Raw genomic sequence first — 22,884 nt, 5'->3', positions numbered from 1 at the left:
CCCGGTGCTTTTTGTTTAACCAGCCATCAGGCTCAGCTCTTGGCGCGCTCGACGTAGGAATTGTCTTCCGTCGCGATGACCACGCGGATGCCGGCATCGATATGCGGCGGAACCATGGTGCGGATGCCGTTGGAAAGGATTGCCGGCTTGTAGGAAGAAGACGCCGTCTGGCCCTTAACGACCGGTTCCGTTTCCATGATTTCCAGCGTGACGTGGCGCGGCAGTTCGACAGCCAGCGGATTGCCTTCGTGGATGGAAAGAACGCAGGTCATGCCTTCCTGCAGATAGGCCTTCTGGTCGCCCATCGTGTCGACGTCGACAACAACCTGATCGTAGTTTTCCGGGTTCATGAAGTGGAAGCCTTCGCCATCTTCATAAAGGAACTGGAAGTTCAGGTCCTCGACGAAAGCGCGCTCGACCTGCTCGGTGGTACGCCAGCGCTCGGAGACCTTCACGCCGTCAACGATGCGGCGCATGTCTACCTGCGTGACCGGCGTGCCCTTGCCGGGGTGAAAGTTCTGCGCGGTAAGAACGACGTAAAGCTTGCCGTCCACGTCGAGAACATTGCCCTTGCGGACGGATGAGGCGATAACCTTGACCATATGACTTCCTTGTAACTCGATGAAATGCGTCGTAAAGGACTGCGCGGCAGCACCGGCCCCGGCAGACGTTTTGTCTTTTTTCTGGGGCGCAACTACCTTAAATCCGCGCGAATTGCCAGCCTTCTACAGCAATTCGCGAAAGAGTGCCTAGCGGTTTTCCGCCCGGAATTGCTTTAAATGATGCGATCAGGCGTTTTGCGGGCCGTTTATCCGCAACAGGGCCCGCAGGGAAGACGGAAAAGAAAAGAGAAATGGGCTCGAACAACGAGACAATGTCGCCATGGTGGACGCCCAATGTTCACGCAGACCGCCGCGCTTTCCTGCTTGGACGCAATGCGATCCAGTCGGCGTTTCGCAGCCATTTCGCGCGCGCCGATTTTCTCGAAGTCGACACCGCCACGCTGCAGGTTTCCCCCGGCAACGAGGCACATCTGCACGCCTTCGCCACCCAGGGCCTGACATCGGCCGGCGACAGCGCCCCGCTCTATCTCCACACCTCGCCGGAATTTGCCTGCAAGAAGCTGCTCGCGGCCGGTGAAGAACGCATCCTCTGTTTCGCCCATGTTTACCGAAACCGGGAGAGAGGCCCCCTGCACCACCCGGAATTCACCATGCTGGAATGGTATCGGGTCGGTGAGACCTACGAGACCCTGATGAAGGACAGCGCCGACCTTCTGGCACTGGCCGCCGAGACCGCCAAGACGAAAAACTTTACCTATCGTGGCCGCAGCGTCGATCCCTTCCTCGAGCCGGAACGCCTGAGCGTTGCCGAAGCCTTCGAGCGTTATGCGGCAATTGACCTCCTCGCGACCATCGGCCGAAACGGTGAAACGGACGAGAGGCACCTCGCCGAAAGCCTTACCAATGCCGGCATTCGCGTCGCCGATGACGACACCTGGGCGGATATGTTCAGCCGCGTGATTGTCGAGCGGGTGGAGCCAGAACTGGGCTTTGGCCGTGCAACCATTCTTGACGAATATCCGACCTGCGAAGCGGCTCTTGCCCGCAAATCGCCTGATGATGCGCGGGTGGCGGAACGTTTCGAGCTTTATGCCTGCGGCGTGGAACTTGCCAATGCCTTTGGCGAATTGACCGACGCCGCCGAGCAGAGACGGCGTTTCGAAATGGAAATGGCCGAGAAACAGCGGGTTTACGATGAGACATATCCGCTGGACGAGGATTTTCTCGCAGCACTGGCGATCATGTCGCCGGCTAGCGGCATAGCACTCGGCTTCGACCGGCTGGTCATGCTGGCGACCGGGGCGCCCCGCATCGATCTCGTCATGTGGGCGCCCGTCGCGGAATATGGTCGATGACAAGACTTGAAACCATCAAGACACCTGAAGCGCTTCTCGAGGCCGGGCTGATCAAGACCGAGGCGCTCGAGAGCCTTCGTGCGGTCACGCAGCGTTACGCGCTCGCCATCACGCCAACAATGGCCGCACTGGTAGACAGCCGGAATCCGCAGGACCCCATTGCCCGGCAATTCGTGCCGGATGCGGCGGAACTCGTCCATCTCCCCGAGGAGCGGGACGATCCGATTGGCGATGATGCCCATAGTCCCGTCCATGGCATCGTTCACCGGTATCCCGACCGGGTTCTTTTAAAGGCAGTGCATGTCTGCCCCGTCTATTGCCGTTTCTGCTTCCGTCGCGAGATGGTTGGGCCGCAGGGCAACGGCATGATGAGCCCGGAAGAGCTGGACGCCGCATTCGACTATATAAAAGCCAACCCGGCCATCTGGGAGGTCATCCTCACCGGCGGCGATCCCCTGGTGCTCTCCCCGCGACGCCTTTCCGATCTGATGAAGCGGCTGAAAGACATACAGCACGTCAAGATCGTTCGCTTCCACACCCGTGTGCCGGTCGTCGATCCCGACCGCATCGACGAGCCGCTGATCGAGGCGCTGAAGGCCAGCGGCAAGACCACCTATGTCGCCCTGCACGCCAATCACGCGCGCGAACTCGGGCAGGAAGCCCGAAGCGCCTGCGCGCGGCTGATCGATGCCGGCATCGCCATGGTCAGCCAGACCGTGCTTCTGAAGGGCGTCAACGACGATCCGGCAGTTCTGGCCGATCTGATGCGTGCCTTTGTCGAAACCCGGATCAAACCCTATTACCTGCACCATCCCGATCTTGCGCCCGGAACCAGCCATTTCCGGCTGACGATCGAGGAGGGTCAGCGAATCGTTTCCGCCCTGCGCGGACATGTCTCCGGTCTATGCCAGCCGACCTATGTTCTCGACATACCGGGCGGCCACGGCAAGGCCACGATCGGCCGAAATGCGGCCGAAAAAACCCGCGATGGCTGTTATTCCGTCTCTGATTTCAACGGAAACGATCATATTTACCCACCGCCTGCATCTGGCGGCGATTAAAAAAGGCATAAAAAGCCCGCCGCGCCGGGCTTTTTGCGACCGCCTCGAGCGAAAACAAAAATTTCACATTTCCGCCCCTCTCCTGTCATCATAAAGAAAAATATTCTACCTATAACAATCAGCATTGATTTTAGTGGTGGTCTGGATTATCAGTGTGGAACTGGAGAACGAGTCTCCTGATTCTGGGCCAACACCAATACAGGGAGTGTGTCATGTCAAAACATATCAACATCAACGCAATCCTTGGTCTTGAGTCCTGGAATGCTGGATTTAAATCCACGTGTTCCCGCTGCTGTCGAATGTGACCTGACGGTCTCAATTTCCTGAAAATCAGTTCGACAACATGCTGTGTTAATGAGCCACAGCGGGAGTATATCTATGCAAAAGCAAGTTATTGAATTCGCTGGCGAACCCGTCGGCATCGTCATACCGGACAACGACCGGCTGAAGTTCATCGCGGTGAAGTTCCACGTTCACGACCTGGACGAACAGAAGTTCGACAGCGCAGACGACGTGCGGATTGCAATTCGCGATCTCGTGCGCAACCGGAACCTGGCTGCAGTCGCCTGATGCGGGAAAAATCTCGCCCGCTCGCAGCCCCATCAAAACCAAAGCGCGCCACATATTGGATCCCCAATATCGGGTCGATGGCGCGCTTTTATCTTGCCTGACAATTCGTCTACTGCTCTGTCATAGACCATCCTGGGTGTATCAATACGCCTGGCGCTGAGTTGAAATAGCTTTTCCAAATCCGAATTTGAGTGCCAAACGCCACCCGGGCGCTCCTGAGGCTCACACCTCTCCCGATTCCTGTGCTCGTCACAGGGAATCTAGCCAGCCCAGGTCCTTGGGCAAAAGGTCTCTCCACCACGCAGACGCGCGTCGCCTGAATTCCCGTCACAGGCGCAGGAATGAGTGCCGAGCGTGTGATTTCGAAACCCGCGTCAGAACGCGGTGAATGTCAGCGTCGTCAGCGAACGAACGATCCCCGGAATATTGACGATGTGCTGGTTGATGAACTTGCCGATATCCTCTTCCTGCGGAAGATAGATTTTCAGCAACAGATCATATTCGCCGCTGGTGGAATAAAGCTCGGAAACCAGTTCCGTTTTATAGATGGCATCGGCGACATCGTAGGTCTTGCCGGGCTCGCATTGAAGCTGAACAAAAATGGGCTTCACGGACATCTCCCGTATTGGAACTTGCGGTGCATGGCGCTGTCGGCCACACGTCATGGCGCACTATTGGCTTAGCCGCGCCGGTCTTGCAAGACCGCCCACAGGTTTACGCCGAAAAGTCTCATCCGCCGCCGCCTGTCCCGGCAGCGGCCTGTGCAACGATCCAGCTTCGGAAACTCTCAAGCGGCGTATACCCGGCGCGATCCGGCATGCAGGCGAGATAATAGGCCTCTTCGCTCTGCACCTCCCCCGCAACCGCCGCGACAAGCCGGCCGCTTCGCAATTCCTCCTCGATCATGAAGGAAGGAATGAGCGACACCCCAACGCCGACGCTCGCCGCCTCGGCAATCGTCGTGAACTGATCGAAAAGCATGCCATGCACATTGTCGAAACGCACATCATGGCTGCGAAACCATTGCTCCCAGGCATCCGGCCGGGTCGTCATGTGTAAGAGCGGCACATGCAGCAGGTCACCCGGCTGTGAAAGCCCGTGGCGCTGCCTGAAAGCCGGGCTGCATACCGGAACGACTTTTTCATGCATCAGAAACACAAGCTCGGTTCCCGGCCAATGCGGCAACCCGAAATGGATCGCGGCATCGACGGTATCGGTCCGGAAATCGAATAGCGATGATCGCGTCAGAAGATTGACCGAAACACCCGGATGACTGGCGATGAAATCGGGCAGGCGCGGCACCAGCCAGCGCGTACCAAAGCTTGGCAGAACCCCGAGATTGAGCGTGCCGCCATCCGGATTGGCGCGCAGATTAAGCGAGGCCGTTGAAATGCGCCGCAGCGCCTCACGGATTTCCCGCGCATAACCTTCTCCCGCCCGGGTGAGCCGGATCGTCTGCCGTTCGCGCAGAAACAGCGCCACACCAAGCTGCTCTTCAAGTGCCAGGATTTGCCGACTGACCGCCCCTTGCGTCAGGCCAAGTTCCCTTGCGGCGGCGGTCACACTGCCGGTGCGCGAAGCGGCTTCAAAAGCCGCCAGAAGCGAAAGCGACGGCAAAAAGCGGCGCGGCGGAAGAACCATATTCCCTCACGGAATGAACTCTTGACGATATGTCGATATTCAACAGGAGTTGCAGCTTGTAAAGTCTCATAAACAAGGGCTTGCCACTCATACGAAAAACAAATGAACTCGCCCGGGAAATGGTGGAACGATGTATAATGATCCCCGCTCGCACGGTCTCTGGGAAAAGACCGCGCCGCAACCGCCGGTAACGCCCGCATTGGAAGGCGCTGCGGTTGCCGATGTCGTGATTGTCGGCGGCGGCTTCACCGGACAATCCGCCGCCCTTCATCTTGCGGAAAAGGGTGTGGACGTCGTTCTTCTCGAAGCAAAAGAAATTGGTTTTGGTGGCGCGGGCCGCAATGTCGGCCTCATCAATGGCGGCATGTGGGTCATGCCAAAGGAGCTCCCCGGCGTACTGGGTGAGACCTATGGGGAACGGCTTCTCGGTCTTCTCGGCGATGCGCCATTGCTTGTGCGTGAACTGGTGGAAAAACACGAGATCCCCTGCGAGATCGAAAAGAACGGCACGCTCCATTGTGCCGTCGGTGAGAAAGGGCTCAGCGAAATTCGCGAGCGCTGCGAACAATGGGCAGCGAGGGGCGCGCCTGTCCGCGTCCTAAATGCTGACGAAACGGCAAGACGCACCGGCAGCACCGCCTATTCCGGCGCGCTTTTCGACACGCGCGCCGGCACGCTTCAGCCGCTTGCCTATGTACGCGGACTGGCTGCCGCCGCACAGAAAGCCGGCGCACGGCTGCACACCGCAAGCCCCGTTGTAGCAACCGAGCGCAGCGGTGGAAAATGGGTGGTCAAGACGCCTCGAGGGTCGGTGACCGCAAACTGGATCGTCGTCGCCACGGAGGCCTATAGTACCGGGCCATGGCAGATCGTCCGTGACGAGCAGACCTACCTGCCCTATTTCAACTTCGCGACCAGACCGCTCAGCGACAATGTGCGAAAGAGCATTCTGCCCGGCCGCGAAGGTTGCTGGGATACGAAGGAAATCCTGTCATCGTTCCGCATGGACAAGGCCGGCCGGCTGGTCTTCGGCAGCGTCGGCGCCCTGCGTGGCCCGGGTGCCGCCATTCACCGGGCCTGGGCGAAACGATCCCTGAAGCGTCTTTTCCCGCAACTCGGCGAGGCGCAATTCGAGTGCGAATGGTACGGGCAGATCGGCATGACCGACAATGCCGTGCCGCGCTTCCATAAATTCGCGGAAAATGTCGTCGGTTTTTCAGGCTATAACGGCCGGGGCATCGCACCCGGCACGGCCTTCGGCAAGGTGATTGCCCACCACATTCTTGGCGACATCCCTGAGAACGAGTTACCCCTGCCCCTGACGGAGCCGAAAGCGCAGGCCTTCCGTGCGGTGAAGGAAGCCTATTACGAGGCGGGCGCCCAGATCGCCCATTTTGCTGGTGAACGCTTCTGATTCACAAGCCGAAAGCCGCCAGTGAAGGCGGCTTTTTCTTCGGCATCGATATATTCTTGAAAATATAATGATTGCCCTATAGGCCTATCGATATATTCATCAGGATATCTCGAACCCGGGGGACACACCATGACACTCTTGCGTCGCAACTTCTTCAAAACCATCGCCGCGGCGACATCCTTCTGGATGGCGGCATCCTTTGCGGTCGTTCCCGCCCACGCCGCCGAAAAAGTCACGGTTTTTGCAGCCGCGAGCATGAAAAACGCGCTTGATGCCATCAATGCCGAATGGGCAAAGGAAAGCGGCAACGAAGCGACCGTGTCCTACGCCGCAAGCTCCGCCCTCGCCAAGCAGATCGAGCAGGGTGCGCCGGCGGATATCTTCATTTCCGCCGACCTTGCATGGATGGACTATGTCGCCGACAAGAAATTGATCGATAGTGCAAGCCGCTCCAATCTGCTCGGCAACCGCATCGTTCTCGTCGCTCCCGCCGACAAGGCAAAGACAGTCGACATCAAGCAGGGCTTCGATCTCGCCGGACTGGTCGGCGATGGTCGCCTCGCCATGGGCGCGGTCGACTCCGTTCCCGCCGGCAAATACGGCAAGGCGGCACTGGAAAAACTCGGCGTCTGGTCCTCGGTGGAGAGCAAAGTGGCCGGCGCAGAAAGCGTGCGCGCAGCGCTCTTGCTCGTATCGCGCGGTGAAGCACCCTATGGCATCGTTTATCAGACCGATGCTGCCGCCGACCCGGGCGTGAAGATTGTCGGCACCTTCCCGGAAGACAGCCATCCGCCGATCATCTATCCGGTTGCCGTTCTTTCCGAGGCGAAATCGCCGGCGGCAAAATCCTATCTGGATTTCCTGAAGTCCGAAAAAGCGACGCCTTTCTTCGAAAAGCAAGGCTTTACCGTTTTGAAATAAGCTCCTCTCAGGCCCGCTTCCCGGCGGGCCATGAAACATGACGATTGCAGGATATGGCATTGCATTGGTGGACACTCAGCCCCGAAGAATGGACGGCGATCAGGCTCAGCCTGTGGGTGTCCTCCATCGCCATGTTCGCCAGCCTGCCCTTCGGGATCGCGGTTGCCGTGGCGCTGGCCCGCGGCCGCTTCTGGGGCAAGTCGCTGCTCAACGGCATCGTGCACCTGCCGCTCATTCTGCCACCCGTCGTTACCGGCTTTCTGCTCCTGGTCCTCTTCGGCCGCAGGGGCGCAATCGGCCAATTTCTCGATAGCTGGTTCGGTATCGTCTTTTCATTCCGCTGGACAGGGGCGGCCCTTGCCTGCGCCGTCATGGCCTTTCCCCTGATGGTCCGCTCCATTCGCCTCTCCATCGAAGCGGTGGACCGCAAGCTGGAAGAAGCCGCAGGAACATTGGGGGCGAGCCCTTTCTGGGTGTTTCTCACCGTCACCCTGCCCCTGACGTTACCGGGCATCATCGCGGGCATGATCCTCGCTTTTGCCAAGGCCATGGGCGAATTCGGCGCGACCATCACCTTCGTGTCCAATATTCCCGGCGAGACCCAGACACTGTCTGCCGCCATCTACACCTTCACGCAGGTTCCCGGCGGCGATGCAGGCGCATTGCGGCTGACCATCGTTTCGGTGGTGATTTCCATGCTGGCCCTGCTCGTCTCGGAGTTTCTGGCCCGTATCATCGGAAAACGGGTAAGCATGGAATGACGCTCTCGGTCACCACCCGCCATCGCCTCGGTTCCTTTGTGCTGGACGCATCCTTTAGCTCTGAAGGGGGCGTCACGGCCCTGTTCGGGCGTTCCGGTTCCGGCAAGACCTCGATGATTCGAATCATCGCGGGTCTGCTGCGGCCCGATGAAGGGCAGGTCTCGCTGGATGGCAAATGGCTGGCCGATAGTCAGAAACGGCTGTTTCTGCCCGCGCATAAGCGTCGTTTCGGCTATGTCTTTCAGGAAGCACGGCTGTTTCCCCACCTCAGCGTTGTCCAGAACCTGCATTACGGCAAATGGTTCGCCACGGAAAAGGCGAAGGACGCGAATGAAAACCGCATCGTCGAGATGCTGGGCATCGGCCATCTTTTGCAGCGTCGCCCGGACAAACTTTCCGGCGGAGAAAAACAGCGCGTCGCCATCGGCCGCGCCCTTCTGTCATCGCCCCGATTGCTCTTGATGGATGAACCTCTCGCCTCGCTGGACGAGGAACGAAAGGCGGAGATCATCCCCTATCTCGAACGGCTGCGCGATGAGACGAAAATCCCGATCGTCTACGTCAGTCACTCCATCCAGGAGGTCGCCCGCCTCGCAGACCGCATCGTGGTGATGAAGGATGGCAAGGTGGAAGCACAGGGAAAAGCCGCAGACGTGCTGTCGAGACCGGATTTCAGTACTCACCTCGAAAGGCGTGAAGCGGGCAGCATCCTTTCCGGGCGCATCGAAAGTTTCGATGAAAGACATGGGCTTGCCGCCGTAAGGCTCACCTCGTCACTCCTGCAGGTTCCGGCAAAAAGCGGAAAACCGGGAATGGCTGCCAGGGTGCTGATACCGGCACGCGATGTGATGCTGGCTTTGGTAAAACCGGAAGGACTGAGCGCACTCAACATTCTTGAAGGCCAGATTGCCGGCATCTCTGCCAGCGAAGACGGCATGGTGACCGTTCAGGTGGATTGCGGCGGCGATATCATCCAGTCGCGCATCACCGATTTGTCACGCGAGCGCCTTCAGCTGGACGTTGGAAAACCCGTACATGCGATCATAAAGTCGGCGGCTATCGATCCGTATTAAAGGCGGCATCCGGATTGCGGTTGGCCTCGAGCCAGTCGATATCCGGGCGCAAAGCCTCGTTCATCCGCTTTTCCATGCCGCGATAGCGCTCAAGCAGTTCGGTGCCGAATACAGTCAGCGCAGCACCACCCCCCTGCTTGCCGCCCCGTTGTGATTCGATGACCGGCTGTTTGAACATATGGTTCAGCGCGTCGACAAGCAGCCATGCGCGGCGATAGGACATATCCATCGCCCGCCCGGCGGCCGAGATAGAGCCGGTTTCGACAATCAGCTCCATCAACTCGATCTTGCCGTGCCCGAGACGCTCGCCGGGCGGAAAATCGACACGGAGAACCGGTTTCAGCGGGGGGAGTATCTCACTCATCGTTCAAAGATCCCCGCCATGCAGATCACGATAGGCTTTCTGCGCACCGTGCTGCGGCAAAGCCGTCGCCTCATAGACACCACGTGCCACAGCCCGCGCCATGACAATGGTGGCCAGATGGCAAAGCTCGGCAAAATGGGCGCCGCCCTCGAGCGGCTTCTCGCCGGTCGCAGCCGCGAACATGGTGTCGCCATCGCTCGGCAGATGGGCGGGCAGAACGGCACGCGCCAGCCCGTCATGGGCCATGATGGAAAGGCGATGCGCCTGCGACTTCGTAAGGACGGCGTCTGTCACCACCGCGCCGATCGTCGTCGCGGTCAGGTTCACGCCCTTCAGGCGCAAGGCAGTATGATCGGGCTCGAAACGGTCCGGAAAAAGGCAATCGCCGAACTCACCCTGCACTTCAAAAGGCGCAGACCAGAAATGGCGGCTGGTTCCAACAGTTGCAGAACCGAGCGCATTGACGGCGACGATGGCCGCCAACTTATAACCGCCGGAACTGACAGCGCTTACCGAACCAAGACCGCCCTTGAAGGTGGCGGTCGTCGCCCCCGTTCCCGCACCGGCCGTTCCAAGTTCGAAGGGCTCCGCACGCGCCGCCTTGAAGGCCGCATATCCCATCTCGCGATAGGGCGAATGCAGCCCCCAATCCTTGTCGCCGCCATTCAGCAGATCCATCAGGATCGCCTGCGGCACGATGGGAACGCGGGTGGACCCAACCTGCAGGCCACGGCCGATCTCGCGCAGCCCGGCCTGAACGCCGCCCGCCGCATCCAGCCCGAAGGCTGAACCACCCGAGAGCACGAAGGCATCCACGGCTTCTACCGTCATCGCCGGGTCGAGCAGGCCGGTATCGCGCCCGCCGGGCGCACCGCCGAGAACCGAACCGGAAGCGACAACGGGCTTTTCGAAAACAATGGCGGTGACGCCGGAGCCGAGGGAAAGATCGGTCACATTGCCAACCGAAACGCCATCGATATCCGTCAGAAGATTGTTGCGTGCCGCCATGCCGTTCCCCTTTTCTCCCGGTATCTCGCCGCCACGGGACACTGTCAACGCAAAAGGTGACATGTCCGATGACGGCGGCAGACCGCGATCAGGAGAAAACCGCCGTCCCGATAACGGGTGTCGAGGGAATGGCCATGTCTCTCGGCTCCAGCGGACCGGACAGGAATGCCTGATGGCCAGCCTCTATGGCGCGGGCGAAAGCCTCCGCCATGCCAACCGGATCCCCCGCACCTGCAACCGCCGTATTGAGCAGAACGGCGTCGTAGCCAAGTTCCATCACCGTCACCGCATGGGACGGCCGGCCGATACCGGCATCGACGATCAGCGGCACATCCGCAAATCGCGCCCGCATCGATTTCAGCGCCGTCAGATTGAGCGGTCCCATGGCGCTGCCGATCGGCGCGCACCAGGGCATCAGCACCTTACAGCCGGCATCCAGCAGCTTCTCAGCCACGACAAGATCGTCCGTTGTATAGGGAAATACCTCGAAACCATCGTCACAGAGAATTTTCGCCGCTTCGACCAGCGCAAAGACATCGGGCTGCAACGTGTCGTGATGGCCGATGACCTCCAGCTTGATCCAGTTGGTCTGAAAAACCTCCCGGGCCATCTTCGCCGTCAGCACCGCTTCCTTAACGGTGTGACAGCCGGCCGTATTGGGCAGGATTCTGCGATCCAGCTCACGGATCAGCTCGAAAAACTGGCCGCCCTTCTTGCCGCCCGCCGTCTCCCGGCGCAGTGAAATCGTCAGAATATCCGTCTTGCTGGCCCGCACCGCATCGGCAAGCACCGCCGGCGAAGGGTAACGTGCCGTGCCTAGGAGAAGGCGGGAGGAGACCTCGCGGCCATAAAGCGTCAGCATGATCTCAGCCTCCCTGCATCGGCGAGAGGATTTCGACACGGTCGAACGCCTTTAGCTGATAATTGGCGCGCTCCTCCGAATGCACCAGATCACCGTTCACCGCTGTCGCCAGCCAGTCGCCTTCATAATCGAGGCTGGCGAGCAAACCGGCCAGCGTTTCAGCGGCGAGATCAAGCTCGTCGCCATTCACCAGAAGTTTCATGATCCTGTTCCTTTTGAGAGAGAGTTTGGCAGAGGATTTCAGCCGTCTGCCGCGCCATTGCCGGCGACAGCAAAAAGCCGTGCCGGTGCGCGCCGTTGATGAAAATTCTCCGGCCGTCTTCAGTGACTTTCGGCAGATTGTCCGGGTAGGCCGGGCGTATGCCTGTGCCGGTTTCGATGATTTCAGCTTCCAGAAAGGCCGGATGAACGGCATAGGTGGCGTTCAGGAACTCCATCATCGAGCGGGCGGAAATCGCGCCCGTATCCTCTGTTTCGATCATCGTCGCACCCACCATGAAACGGCCGGGCTCGCGCGGCACGATGTAAAGCGGAATACGCGGATGCAGCAGCCGGACGGGACGGGACAGGGAAACTTCTGACGTGGCGAGATAAAGCATCTCTCCCCGCACGCCGCGAAGTCCGGAAATCGCGCCCACCGCCGCAGGGCCGGTGCAATCCACCACCCGGTCGAAAGACTGTTCATTCACCGGAACGCCCATGTGAAACCGCACGCCCAGGCCGCAAAGCCGCTCATGCAGCGATTTCAGCGCCAGGCGCGGATCCAGATGCCCCTCGCCCGGAAAATAAAGCCCGGAGCGAAACCGCCCTGCAAGATCAGGCTCCAGAGCAGCGATTTCCCCGTCATCCACCCAACGATATCCGCTGGTCCTGGATGCGAAACGTGAAAGCTCCGCTTTGTCACGGGCGGTTGCGACAAGCAGCGTGCCGTTCCGCACGACAAGGCCCGGAGTCGCCTCGTCCCACCAGTCAAGCGCCGCCTGACCGAGCGATAAGACCGCCTGCGCCGCATTTTCACGCTCGCACCATGGTGCCAGCATGCCGCCGGCATAAAAGGATGCGCCGCGAGAAGATTCGGCATTGCGCTCCGAAACCTCGACGGAGACACCACTCCGCGCCAGTTCGAAGGCCGCCGTTAAACCGGCGACCCCCGTTCCCTTGACAAGGACGCGCATTTTATTCGGCATTCGCGGGCGTTGCGAGCGGCATGTAAAGCTCGCCACCCTCCTTGAAGCGCGCCGCCATGGCCTCCAGCCCCTCCTTCTGCGCCTCGGCGCGGATATCGTGGGAAATCCGCATCGAGCAGAATTTCGGCCCGCACATGGAGCAGAAATGCGCGACCTTATGCGCCTCCTTCGGCAGGGTTTCGTCATGGAAGGACCGCGCCGTATCCGGGTCGAGCGAGAGGTTGAACTGGTCTTCCCAGCGGAACTCGAACCTTGCACGCGACAGTGCATCGTCCCGCACCTGCGCGGCCGGATGACCCTTGGCGAGATCGGCGGCATGGGCGGCGATCTTGTAGGTGATGACGCCGACCTTCACGTCGTTACGATCAGGCAGGCCGAGATGTTCCTTGGGCGTGACATAGCAGAGCATCGCCGTGCCGAACCAGCCGATCATCGCAGCGCCAATACCCGAAGTAATATGGTCGTAACCGGGTGCAATATCGGTGGTCAGCGGTCCGAGCGTATAGAAAGGCGCCTCGCCGCAGGTCTTCAACTGCTTGTCCATATTTTCCTTGATCTTGTGCATCGGCACATGGCCGGGGCCTTCGATCATCACCTGGCAATCCTTCGCCCAGGCGATCTGCGTCAGCTCACCCAGCGTTTCCAGTTCAGCGAACTGCGCGGCGTCATTGGCGTCGGCAATCGAGCCGGGCCGCAGGCCGTCACCCAGCGAGAAGGAGACGTCATAAGCGCGGCAGATATCGCAGATCTCCTCGAAATGCTCATAGAGGAAACTTTCCTTGTGGTGATGCAGACACCACTTGGCCATGATCGACCCGCCACGCGAAACGATGCCGGTGACGCGGTTGACGGTGAGCGGAATGTAATGCAGCCGAACGCCGGCATGGATGGTGAAGTAATCCACACCCTGCTCCGCCTGTTCGATCAGCGTATCGCGGAACACTTCCCAGTTCAGGTCTTCGGCAATGCCGTTGACCTTCTCCAGCGCCTGATAGAGCGGCACCGTGCCGATCGGCACCGGCGAATTGCGGATGATCCATTCGCGGATATTGTGGATGTTGCGGCCGGTCGAAAGATCCATGACGGTATCCGCGCCCCAGCGGATCGCCCAGACCATCTTCTCCACCTCCTCCGCCATGGAGGAAGTGACGGCGGAATTGCCGATATTGGCGTTGATCTTCACCAGAAAATTGCGGCCGATGATCATCGGCTCAAGTTCCGGGTGATTGATGTTGGCGGGAATGATGGCGCGGCCAGCCGCCACTTCCTGACGAACGAATTCCGCCGTGACGAAATCGGGGATTTGCGCACCAAAACTCTCGCCGTCGCGGATAAACTTCTCCTTAACGGCTTCGCGCCCGAGGTTTTCGCGGATAGCGATGAATTCCATTTCCGGTGTGATGATGCCCGCCCGCGCATAGGCAAGCTGGGTTACCGCCTTGCCAGCCGTCGCCCTGAGCGGCTGGTGACGGACGGAAAATTCAGGCGTCAGGCGCTCGCCTGTGGCAAAGCCGTTGTCCTCCGGCTTGACGTGCCGGCCATCATAAGCCGCAACATCGCCACGCGCCACGACCCAGCCGTGGCGAAGGCGCGGCAGGCCCTTTTCAATCAGAACGGGATGTGATGGATCGGTATAGGGACCGGAGGAATCGTAAACCGTCACCGGCGGTTCGCCCGCCGTCGGATGAACGGCGATCTCGCGCATCGGCACGCGGATATGGGGATGTAAAATGCCGGCTTTGTGGATTTTGGTAGAGGCGGCATGCGGCCCGGTTGTGACCGAAAGCGGTATAGTCTTGGCAGCGATATTCATCATGAGGCTCCAAAGTTTGACAGTGGAGACCCAGTTCGAGCCGGAATGATGGAAAATACCGAAGTGCCGACACCGGACGCCTTGACGCCAGCCGACCTTCGGTCTTTGCACCGTCCCTACGCCAGTATGAACTGGATCAGGTTCAACGGGTCACTGCGCATAACAGCAGAATCTCAGCCCCTTGGCGGGACACCCCTGGTGAATGGAAGATAGCAAAAGACACCGCCCGGGATTTGTCAAGGGCGCGGATCAACGCTTGGCAACGGTGCGGGAATGTCGCATGCTGCCGTTAGTTGTAATTAACCTAACGGTTTAGGCGAATATTATCGTTTGCAACGTAACGATAAGCACAAACCATCCTGATATGAAATTCATGGGAGATACGTCGGAATGAATGCGACTATTCGTGAAATACTGGCGAAATTCGGCCAGCTTCCCACCCCCGTCGATACGATCGCGAATGAAGCGGATCTTTATGCAGCAGGCCTTTCTTCCTTTGCATCGGTGCAATTGATGCTGGGTATTGAGGAAGCTTTCGATATCGAGTTTCCCGACAACCTGCTGAACCGCAAGTCCTTTGCCAGCATCAAGGCGATCGAGGATACCGTTAAGCTCATTCTGGACGGCAAAGAGGCTGCCTGATGAACGTTACCGTAGCGCCGCAGGATGAAACGCTGTCCGCGCGCGCGGGCCGTGTTGCGACAATTGCAGCTAAACACGCAGACGAGGTGGATGTCACCGGCCGCTTTCCCGGGGAAGCCGTTGACGCCTTGAAGCGGGAGCGCCTGCTCGGCATTCAGGTTCCTTCTTCCCTTGGCGGCGAAGGCGCCTCATTGCAGGAAATCGCCGATATCTGCGCCCGGCTTGGCCAGGCCTGTTCGGCAACGGCAATGATTTTCGCCATGCACCACATCAAGGCATCGAGCCTTGTGGAACACGGCGAGACAAGCGCATGGCATGCGGGCTTCATGAGCCGCATCGCCAGCGAACAGCTTCTGCTCGGCTCGGCAACGACCGAAGGCGGCATCGGCGGCAATCTGCGCAACTCCATCTGCGCCATCGAGGTCGAAGGCGACTTCTGCCGGCTGGAGAAGGACGCCACCGTCATTTCCTATGGCAGCAATGCCGATGCCATTCTCATTACCTCGCGTGCGCACAAGGATGCCGCGCCCGCCGATCAGGTGATGACCGTCTTTCTGAAAAACCAGTACACGCTCGAAAAAACCCATGTCTGGGACACGCTCGGCATGCGTGGCACCTGCTCGGACGGGTTCCTGTTCCGCGGCGAGGCGCCGGCGGTGCAAATCTTCCCGAAACCATTTGCGGAAATCGCCGCCCAATCCATGCTTGCAAGCTCTCACCTGCTGTGGAGCGCCGTCTGGTACGGCATTGCGTCCGATGCGGTGCTGCGCGCCCAGTCTTTCGTCAGAGCCGCGGCGCGGAAATCGCCCGGCACCGCACCTCCCGGCGCGATCCGCCTTGCCGAGGTTTCCACCAAGCTGCAGGTGGTCAAGTCCAACATCATTGCCGGCATCAAGGCTTATGAAGACACCAAGAGCGATGCCGAAAAGCTGATGTCGATGGCCTTTGCAGTCGCGATGAACAATGTGAAAATCTGCTCTTCGGAAACCATTCTGGAGATCATCGACCATGCCATGCTGGTCTGCGGTATCATGGGTTACAAAAACGGCACGCCATACAGCCTCGGCCGTCACCTTCGCGATGCGCATTCCGCCCGCCTGATGATATCCAACGACCGCATTCTCGGTAATTCCGCCAATCTCCTCCTGGTTCACAGGCAGGACACCAGCCTCTTGGGATAAGACCATGGACATGCAAACATCCTTTCTCGATCGCCTGTTCGAAGAAGGCCTGCTGATTGAAACGGGTGTAGACGGTCTTTACGGTCGCAGCGGCCAGTTCGAGGACGTCATTGCCGCATTCGAACGGCTGATCGACCGCACGGGTGGTGCCGACGGCGCTGAAGCGATCCGTTTTCCGCCGGGCATCAACCGCGCTTATTTCGAAAAAAGCGGCTATATGAAGAGCTTCCCGCAGCTTGCCGGCACGGTCCACTCCTTCTGCGGCTGCGAGCTCGACCATGTCAGCCTGCTGAAAACCATGGATGAGGGCGGCGACTGGACCAAGGACCAGAAAGCCACCGACATCGTGCTGACGCCGGCAGCCTGCTATCCGCTTTATCCGACCATTGCCAAACGCGGCGCCTTGCCTTCCGGCGGCGGTCTTTACGACATCCAGTCCTATTGCTTCCGCCATGAACCATCCAAGGACCCTGCGCGCCAGCAGCTTTTCCGCATGCGTGAATATGTGCGCATGGGCACGGAGGCCGATGTGACCGAATTCCGCCAGATCTGGATGGATCGTGGCGTGGCGATGATGGAAGCTGTCGGGCTTGATGTGACCATCGATGTGGCCAACGATCCCTTCTTCGGCCGTGCGGGCAAGATGCTGGCCAACAACCAGCGCGACCAGAACCTGAAATTCGAATTGCTGATCCCCGTTACATCCGCCACCAATCCGACTGCCTGCATGAGCTTCAATTACCATCAGGACGCCTTTGGCCAGAAATGGGACTTGAACCTCGACAATGGCGCCGTGGCTCACACCGCCTGTGTCGGTTTCGGCCTTGAGCGTATTGCGCTGGCGCTTTTTGCCCATCACGGTCTCAATGTGAAGCAATGGCCTTCGAAGGTCGTGGAAACGCTCTGGGGCTGATCATCCATGCGGCAGATTTTCCCCGGTCTCGATCCTCAAAATTATGTGCAGCATCCGCTTCATTCCTCAGAGAGAATGTGGCCGGAAACCAATTGCTACATTGATCTGTGGATCGAGGTGCTGGCCGCCAGGGGCCTGCCGCCGGAAGCCATGTTCGGTTTCACCCTGACGCAGGATTTCGAAGGCGACCAGTTCACCTTCTTCAAGGTGCCGCTGGAAGATCTCGAAGCGCTTTATGGCGTTCGTGCCACCGAGCTTGCGATCTTCGACCGGGTGGAAAACCACATCGAGGCGCAGCTGGAGCGCGGCCGCATCTGCCTGATCGAGATGGATAGCTTCTATATGCCCGATACCCACGGGGTGGGCTACCAGAAGGAGCACGGCAAGACCACCATCGCCATCAACCGGCTCGATCTGGCGAAGCGGGAACTCGACTATTTCCACAATGCCGGTTTTTTCCATTTATCGGGCGAAGACTTTGACGGCCTGTTCCAGCACCATCTGCAGGAAACCGACCCGCCATTTCTGCCCTATACGGAATTTGCAAAATTCGCGGACACCAATCCTTCACCGGTCCATATCCGCAAGACAGCCGAACGGCTGCTGAAGTTTCATTTTTCAAGACGCCCTTCCGCCAACCCGGTCAAGGCTTTCGCGGCCGTGTTTCCGGCCCAGGTGGAGAAGGTCGCCGACAGGCCTTTCGGCTTTTTCCATAAATATGCCTTCAACACGCTGCGCCAGCTTGGCGCCAATTTCGAACTGGCGGCAAGCCATCTCGAATGGCTGGACAAGGACGGCTTTTCTGAAGCCAGAGACCATGCATTGCGCATTTCCGAGGTCGCCAAGACCGTACAGTTCCAGCTTGCCCGCGCCGTGACGCGCCGCAAGTTCGATGCGCTCGCCTCCGTTCTCGATCCGGCTGCGGAAGCATGGGATGGCCTGATGGAGAGCCTGGCCGCAGAACTGTCGAACGCCAGCGAGGCCGCGTGAGGACTTATCTTCCGGGTGAAAGCGTGGAATTGCTGAGCGAAGGCTGGACGCTGACGCTGACGCCGGCCAATGCCTTTGAGACACCGTCCGATATTTCCGCAACCCTTGAAAGCCTCAACGTATCCGTTCCGGGCACGGTGGCGCAGGCATTGGAAATGGCCGGAAAATTCGACCGCCTTGCCCCGGTGCCCCTGAACGACAAGGACGCCTGGTATCGCCTGACCATGATTTCCGATGCGCGAGAGCGGGCGATCCTGCGCTTCGATGGTCTTTCCACAATTGCCGAAATTTTCTTCAACGGGGAGTTGATTGCGGCCAGCCAGAGCATGTTCGAAAGGCTGGAGGTCCCAGTCAAGCTGACCGGTGCGGACGAGCTGTCGATCTGCTTCCGGGCGCTTGCGCCGAGGCTGGAGAAAACCGGACCCCGTGCCCGCTGGCGGCCGCAGATGATGAACACGCAAGGGCTGCGGCTGATCCGCACCACGGCGCTCGGCTATATGCCCGGCTGGTGCCCGGAAATCCATGCCGCCGGCCCATGGCGACCCATCAGCCTGATAAGACAGGAGGGTGTACTCTGCACGGTCCGGTCCTCGCTGGATGAAACCGGCACGGGAACCGTCGCTATTGCCTTGGAAACAGGCCGCACCGTGGAAACGGCGCGGCTGATCTGCGCCGGTTACAGCACCGATCTTTCGAGCACCGAAAAAGGCAAATTCTTCGGCGAACTCCAGATACCCGGCATCGAAACCTGGTGGCCACACACGCACGGCAGACCGGCGCTCCACGAAATCTTTCTGGAGCTGGACGGCGAGCAACACCGGCTTGGCCGCACCGGCTTCCGAAAGCTGGAGATCGATCACGGCGAAGACGGCGACGGTTTCGGGCTCAGGATAAACGGACAATCCGTCTTCTGCCGCGGCGCGGTCTGGACAACGGCAGATATTGTACGCCTGCCGGGATCGAGGGCGGATTACAAGCCGTGGCTCAAAAAAGCGGCCGAAGCCGGCATGAACATGATCCGTCTCGGCGGAACCATGGCCTATGAGACGCCGGAATTCTTCGCGCTTTGCGACGAACTCGGCATCATGGTCTGGCAGGACGCCATGCTTGCCAACTTCGATTACCCGGCAAAGGATGAGGCCCTCCACCAGCATATCGTCACGGAAATCTCGCAGTTCCTTGAGGCGATTGCCCTTTCTCCCTCGCTCACCGTCTTTTGCGGTGGCAGCGAAATGTACCAGCAAGGCGCAATGCTCGGTCTGCCGGAGCAGATCTGGAAGGGAATGCTCACCGAAGAAATCCTGCCGGACGTGGTGGCCGAGAAACGGCCGGACGCGGTCTATGTCGCCAATTCACCCTCCGGCGGCGCATTGCCGTTTTTCCCCAATGCCGGGATCGGCCATTATTATGGCGTCGGCGCCTATTGCCGCCCGCTTGAAGACGCCCGCCGTGCCGATGTGCGCTTTGCCGCCGAATGCCTCGCCTTCGCCAATATTCCCGAGCAGGAAACGCTCGACAGACATCTTCCCGCATTGGCGGTGCATGATCCGCGATGGAAGGCCCGCGCGCCACGCGATCGCGGCGCCTCCTGGGATTTCGAGGATGTCCGCGACCACTATCTAAAACTGCTTTACGAGGTCGAACCGGATGTGCTGCGCCGCGAGGATGGCGGCCTTTATCTCGACATGTCCCGCGCCGCCACCGCCGAGGTCATGGAAGCAACCTTCGCCGAATGGCGGCGCGACGCCTCCTCCTGCCGGGGCGCACTTGTCTGGACCTTGCAGGATCTGGTTCCCGGCGCGGGCTGGGGTGTCATTGACGCCACCGGCAGACCAAAATCCGTCTGGCATGCGCTGAAGAGAGCGTTTCGCCCGGTGCAGGTCAGTCTTTCCGATGAAGGCACCAACGGGCTGGATATTCATCTGATCAATGAAACCGGCAATGGCCTCGAAGCCATGCTGGAACTGACCTGCCTGCGCGACGGCACGCAACCCGTTGTCCACGCCAAACGGCCGCTTAAGCTCCTGCCACGACAGGGCCAGACGATCGCTGCAACCGATTTGTTCGGCGCCTTTTTCGATACGACCTATGCCTATCGTTTCGGCCCGCCATCCCATGATGTCACGGTGGCCCGGCTTCGTGATGTCGCGACCGGGCTTGTCATCGCCGACGCATTCCATTTTCCGCTCGGTCGGAAAAAGGCGCTGCATGCTGCCAATCTTCAGCTGGGAGCAAGTGAGGAAAAAGGGGTGTGGTCGCTCGAGATCGGCACCGACCGGTTGGCGCAATCCGTCCATATCACGACGGAAGGCTACCGCGCCTCGGAAAACTGGTTCCACCTCGCCCCCGGCGAGAGCAAGAAAATCACCCTTCTGCCGGATACCGCAACACCCGAAACGCCACCGACGGGCGAGGTGATGTCACTCGGGTCAAGCCGGCGTTTTTCCTTTTAGGGCCAGCCGCTTCACCGTATCGATATAGATTTTTTTCGCTTCGGGCGTAGAAAGATTGTGATCTGCATCGGGAATGATGGTCAGCGACACATTCCTGTAGTCCGATAATCCCTTGCCATCGGCATCGAAATAATACCGGAAGTGCTCAAGACCGTCGTCATTGTCGCTGTAAAGCAGGCTGATGGCGGTGTTCTGCGCCTTCAACTTCTCAAAAGCGCCATAGACGGCACGCCCTTCCTCGCTCCCCTTGCGGAAAAGCCTCGCCGTTTTTGTCGAAAGCTTCTTGAGTGTCGCCTTGCCGATGTTCAGTCCGGCACTCATCACATCGACATCACCGCTGATGAGGCGCTTGAATGTCGCGCCCTGGCGAAGACGCTGGCTGTACTCACCGAAGGAACGCGGCCGCTTGTGCAGCGCCTCATCCACCGAGCGCCCTTTCTGCCAGTGGAAGACAACCGGATTGACCGCAACCACGGCGCTGATCCGGCTATCGGCAAGCGCACCGTTAAAGGCGAGATAGGCGCCGCTGCAGCGGCCCGCCGCAATCAAAGGTCCATTGCCACGCCGGTCAAGGAAATCGAGCGCGGCGGACACGTCATCATTCTGCGCAAGATCGTAGAGAACCTGATCCGGCACGTTCTTGACCGGAGGGCTGTCGGCAATATTGGCCGCGTCGAACCGGAGCGAGGCGATGCCTTCGCGTGCAAGCGCGCGGGCCGTCTGGACGGATAGCCTGCCCCAACCCGCGTGCCGGTCATAGGCCGCACCGAGAAGAAGAACCGATGAAACACTCTCCCTATCGTCCGGCTCACAAAGGACGCCGAAAAGCCGCCCGCTTTCGCCAAATTGCACCGGCTGTTCGTAAAAGTCGCGACCGCGATGCGAGGCGTTGACGGCAAAATCCTCCCGCGGCCCCACTGCGTTCCCGGCGCGGATCTGCGACAGAACCCAGCCCGCCAGCCGGTTCACCACATCGTCGGATATTTTCGAGAGCGTGGGACTGGAGACGAGATCGTCATAGCCTGAAAATTCCGCCTCCTCCACCTCGCTCCCAATCGTGGCAAGGTGTCTGGCAAAATCGCTGTCGGTCACCCGGCCCGGTCTCGACAGGAGCAGAACCGTATGTGCCGGGGCGGCATCCATATTTGAAAGATTGACCTTCTTGATGCTGTCCGCAATGCCTGCCGGCATGGCCATGCCGGCAATGGACCCCGCCTGCGCCATGCGCTGCGCGGGGAGAAGGCCAAGGCCATCGTCGATCATGGACGACCACATGGCCAGTTCGCGAAGATAGGCGCGTCCGGAAACGACAGGCGCCAAAAGCGCCATAGAACCGACGGCCGCCGCATCGGCAAGTGCCTGTATTGCGATCAGACAACCGAGGCCCTGAGCGATGACCACCACACCGGAACAGCCGGAAAGACGCTTCAGATAATCGAGCGCCGCCCGCGTATCGGAAAGCCAGTCCGCCGCGCGGCCGGTATCTTCCGGATCGAGCGCATCGCCTGCACCATGATAGTCAAAGCGAAGGCTGGCGACGCCGGAGGCGGCCAGCCGCTCGGCGATAACACGCTGAAACTTGCGGCTGCACAGCTCTTCCATACCCCAGGGGCTGACGAAAAGAACCGCGTGACCCTGTTTGACGTCTTTGCGTGCCGGATGGAAAATACCCGTACACCCTTGAAAAGAAACCGGGTGTGCCATCGACCCATCCGATGCAATGCCGAAAAGCGACAACGTATCAAGGGAAGGTTCACTGCCTGCACGCTCAGAAATATCTATTGCCATTGACCTTGCCATCATTGCGCCAGTGTCTGGCTCAACCATTTACGGGATCACTATACCGAAGCGTCTTAACGCCTGTTCTACAATAAAAATAGTAACATTAGAAAAATCTAAACATATCGCGACCTTCACAACTATCAAAAGACGCGCGGCAACATGATCACGGCAAAGACCGGCAAGCGCTCGACACGAGCGCTATTTTGCTCGAAACCGCTTGAATATACTGATAAATAGCGAGTCCCGTACCTATTTGCAGGAGGAGGTTCCGCCGCCCGGCAGCCTGACCGTCTTGACACCGCGCAAACCAACACGCCGGGCCCGGCCCGA

General features: G+C 59.5%; 22 protein-coding genes and 1 riboswitch. Of the genes, 12 read left to right on the top strand and 10 right to left on the bottom strand.

All coding sequences use genetic code 11. From position 1 onward, the window contains the following. Positions 1-32: 32 nt before the first annotated feature. On the bottom strand, positions 33-602 hold the full coding sequence (efp, locus tag AC1ROR_RS19815; protein WP_003492258.1) for an elongation factor P: 570 nt from the start codon (positions 600-602) through the stop codon (positions 33-35). 251 nt (positions 603-853) lie between these two features. Here efp and epmA point away from each other — a divergent pair, with 251 nt between their 5' ends. The 3 genes from epmA to AC1ROR_RS19800 all read left to right on the top strand — a co-directional run bounded on the left by epmA (position 854) and on the right by AC1ROR_RS19800 (position 3,549). Further along, positions 854-1,918, top strand: a complete 1,065-nt coding sequence (epmA, locus tag AC1ROR_RS19810) for an EF-P lysine aminoacylase EpmA (RefSeq protein ID WP_498590443.1) — start codon at positions 854-856, stop codon at positions 1,916-1,918. Continuing rightward, positions 1,915-2,979, top strand: a complete 1,065-nt coding sequence (locus AC1ROR_RS19805; RefSeq protein ID WP_498590442.1) for a lysine-2,3-aminomutase-like protein — start codon at positions 1,915-1,917, stop codon at positions 2,977-2,979. The genes epmA and AC1ROR_RS19805 overlap by 4 nt, the downstream gene beginning before the upstream one ends. Before the next feature lie 378 nt (positions 2,980-3,357). Further along, positions 3,358-3,549 (top strand): hypothetical protein, encoded by a 192-nt coding sequence (locus AC1ROR_RS19800; protein ID WP_003492264.1) that lies wholly within the window; start codon positions 3,358-3,360, stop codon positions 3,547-3,549. Between the two features lie 374 nt (positions 3,550-3,923). Here AC1ROR_RS19800 and AC1ROR_RS19795 read toward each other — a convergent pair whose 3' ends face one another. Both AC1ROR_RS19795 and AC1ROR_RS19790 read right to left on the bottom strand, forming a co-directional pair. After that, on the bottom strand, positions 3,924-4,160 hold the full coding sequence (locus AC1ROR_RS19795) for an Lrp/AsnC ligand binding domain-containing protein (protein WP_035222062.1): 237 nt from the start codon (positions 4,158-4,160) through the stop codon (positions 3,924-3,926). A gap of 118 nt (positions 4,161-4,278) precedes the next feature. After that, the gene (locus AC1ROR_RS19790; RefSeq protein WP_498590441.1) at positions 4,279-5,190 is read right to left on the bottom strand and encodes a LysR family transcriptional regulator; all 912 of its coding nucleotides are present in this window, start codon (positions 5,188-5,190) and stop codon (positions 4,279-4,281) included. 130 nt (positions 5,191-5,320) lie between these two features. Here AC1ROR_RS19790 and AC1ROR_RS19785 point away from each other — a divergent pair, with 130 nt between their 5' ends. The 4 genes from AC1ROR_RS19785 (at position 5,321) to modC (ending at position 9,359) form a co-directional block, all read left to right on the top strand. Continuing rightward, complete coding sequence (locus AC1ROR_RS19785; protein WP_498590440.1) at positions 5,321-6,604, top strand: NAD(P)/FAD-dependent oxidoreductase; 1,284 nt, start codon at positions 5,321-5,323, stop codon at positions 6,602-6,604. 129 nt (positions 6,605-6,733) lie between these two features. After that, complete coding sequence (gene modA / locus AC1ROR_RS19780; RefSeq protein WP_498590439.1) at positions 6,734-7,525, top strand: molybdate ABC transporter substrate-binding protein; 792 nt, start codon at positions 6,734-6,736, stop codon at positions 7,523-7,525. Between the two features lie 53 nt (positions 7,526-7,578). Then, positions 7,579-8,286 carry a molybdate ABC transporter permease subunit gene (gene modB, locus AC1ROR_RS19775; RefSeq protein ID WP_080836009.1) on the top strand — a complete coding sequence of 236 codons (708 nt, stop codon included), beginning with the start codon at positions 7,579-7,581 and terminating at the stop codon, positions 8,284-8,286. Beyond that, positions 8,283-9,359 (top strand): molybdenum ABC transporter ATP-binding protein, encoded by a 1,077-nt coding sequence (modC, locus tag AC1ROR_RS19770; protein WP_498590438.1) that lies wholly within the window; start codon positions 8,283-8,285, stop codon positions 9,357-9,359. The genes modB and modC overlap by 4 nt, the downstream gene beginning before the upstream one ends. On the opposite strand, the gene AC1ROR_RS19765 is transcribed toward modC, so the two are convergent. The 6 genes from AC1ROR_RS19765 to thiC form a co-directional block, all read right to left on the bottom strand. Then, positions 9,343-9,723, bottom strand: a complete 381-nt coding sequence (locus AC1ROR_RS19765) for a winged helix-turn-helix domain-containing protein (RefSeq protein ID WP_498590437.1) — start codon at positions 9,721-9,723, stop codon at positions 9,343-9,345. The genes modC and AC1ROR_RS19765 overlap by 17 nt on opposite strands. Positions 9,724-9,726: 3 nt before the next feature. Continuing rightward, positions 9,727-10,731, bottom strand: coding sequence for a P1 family peptidase (locus AC1ROR_RS19760; protein ID WP_498590436.1), 1,005 nt, complete (start codon positions 10,729-10,731; stop codon positions 9,727-9,729). Positions 10,732-10,819: 88 nt separating this feature from the next. Then, entirely contained in the window at positions 10,820-11,593 is a 774-nt protein-coding gene (locus tag AC1ROR_RS19755; RefSeq protein WP_498590435.1) for a thiazole synthase, read from the bottom strand. 4 nt (positions 11,594-11,597) lie between these two features. Next, positions 11,598-11,795 (bottom strand): sulfur carrier protein ThiS, encoded by a 198-nt coding sequence (gene thiS, locus AC1ROR_RS19750; protein WP_035221499.1) that lies wholly within the window; start codon positions 11,793-11,795, stop codon positions 11,598-11,600. Further along, positions 11,764-12,768 carry a glycine oxidase ThiO gene (thiO, locus tag AC1ROR_RS19745; RefSeq protein ID WP_035221501.1) on the bottom strand — a complete coding sequence of 335 codons (1,005 nt, stop codon included), beginning with the start codon at positions 12,766-12,768 and terminating at the stop codon, positions 11,764-11,766. The genes thiS and thiO overlap by 32 nt, the downstream gene beginning before the upstream one ends. Before the next feature lies 1 nt (position 12,769). Further along, positions 12,770-14,593, bottom strand: a complete 1,824-nt coding sequence (gene thiC / locus AC1ROR_RS19740; protein WP_498590434.1) for a phosphomethylpyrimidine synthase ThiC — start codon at positions 14,591-14,593, stop codon at positions 12,770-12,772. A gap of 95 nt (positions 14,594-14,688) precedes the next feature. Then, a riboswitch (TPP riboswitch) is annotated at positions 14,689-14,800 on the bottom strand. 183 nt (positions 14,801-14,983) lie between these two features. Between thiC and AC1ROR_RS19735 the strand changes: the two genes are divergently transcribed. Genes AC1ROR_RS19735 through AC1ROR_RS19715 form a run of 5 tightly spaced genes read left to right on the top strand, consistent with a single transcriptional unit; the run spans position 14,984 to position 20,772 of the window. Continuing rightward, on the top strand, positions 14,984-15,235 hold the full coding sequence (locus tag AC1ROR_RS19735; protein ID WP_035221504.1) for an acyl carrier protein: 252 nt from the start codon (positions 14,984-14,986) through the stop codon (positions 15,233-15,235). After that, positions 15,235-16,416, top strand: a complete 1,182-nt coding sequence (locus AC1ROR_RS19730; RefSeq protein WP_035221507.1) for an acyl-CoA dehydrogenase family protein — start codon at positions 15,235-15,237, stop codon at positions 16,414-16,416. The genes AC1ROR_RS19735 and AC1ROR_RS19730 overlap by 1 nt, the downstream gene beginning before the upstream one ends. Positions 16,417-16,420: 4 nt before the next feature. Next, positions 16,421-17,329: an amino acid--[acyl-carrier-protein] ligase gene (locus AC1ROR_RS19725; RefSeq protein ID WP_035221510.1), complete on the top strand. Its 909-nt coding sequence runs from the start codon at positions 16,421-16,423 to the stop codon at positions 17,327-17,329. Between the two features lie 6 nt (positions 17,330-17,335). Continuing rightward, positions 17,336-18,319, top strand: a complete 984-nt coding sequence (locus AC1ROR_RS19720) for a DUF1839 family protein (RefSeq protein WP_498590433.1) — start codon at positions 17,336-17,338, stop codon at positions 18,317-18,319. Further along, positions 18,316-20,772, top strand: coding sequence for a glycosyl hydrolase 2 galactose-binding domain-containing protein (locus tag AC1ROR_RS19715; protein WP_498590432.1), 2,457 nt, complete (start codon positions 18,316-18,318; stop codon positions 20,770-20,772). Before AC1ROR_RS19720 ends, AC1ROR_RS19715 begins: the two co-directional genes overlap by 4 nt. Here AC1ROR_RS19715 and AC1ROR_RS19710 read toward each other — a convergent pair. Then, positions 20,749-22,560, bottom strand: a complete 1,812-nt coding sequence (locus tag AC1ROR_RS19710; protein WP_498590431.1) for a serine aminopeptidase domain-containing protein — start codon at positions 22,558-22,560, stop codon at positions 20,749-20,751. The genes AC1ROR_RS19715 and AC1ROR_RS19710 overlap by 24 nt on opposite strands. Positions 22,561-22,884: the final 324 nt, after the last annotated feature.

It is taken from the genome of Agrobacterium sp. GW821-FHT14E08, from assembly GCF_058803865.1.
The sequence above is the reverse complement of the archived record's forward strand: the minus strand, read 5'-3'. Positions and strand labels throughout refer to the sequence as shown.